At 47.5% G+C, this 383-nt stretch carries 1 pseudogene; it reads left to right on the top strand.

Annotation, left to right across the window (positions count from 1 at the left end):
* Positions 1–383 (top strand): annotated as a pseudogene (locus AB4585_RS25070) (polyribonucleotide nucleotidyltransferase); the annotation flags it as partial.

Genomic DNA, 383 nt, shown 5'->3' with positions numbered 1-383 from the left:
TACCAAATCACTGAAAAGATGGCGCGTTATGACCGTATCCATCAGATCGGCGACGAAGTAAAAGCAACGCTACTTGCTGAAAACGCTGAGCTTAACCCGAAAGAAATCCACACTATCTTCCATGATCTTGAGAAGACAGTAGTTCGTCGTGGCATCATCGCGGGTAACCCACGTATCGATGGTCGTGAAAAAGACATGGTTCGTGCTCTAGACGTACGTACTGGCGTTCTTCCACGTACTCACGGTTCTGCACTATTCACTCGTGGTGAAACTCAGGCGATCGTTACTGCTACTCTTGGTACTCAACGTGATGCACAAATCATCGATGAGCTAACAGGCGAGCGTAAAGACAACTTCCTACTGCACTACAACTTCCCTCCATA

It is taken from the genome of Vibrio sp. 10N.222.49.C9 (assembly GCF_041474985.1).
Classification (GTDB): domain Bacteria; phylum Pseudomonadota; class Gammaproteobacteria; order Enterobacterales; family Vibrionaceae; genus Vibrio; species Vibrio crassostreae_C.
The sequence above is the reverse complement of the archived record's forward strand: the minus strand, read 5'-3'. Positions and strand labels throughout refer to the sequence as shown.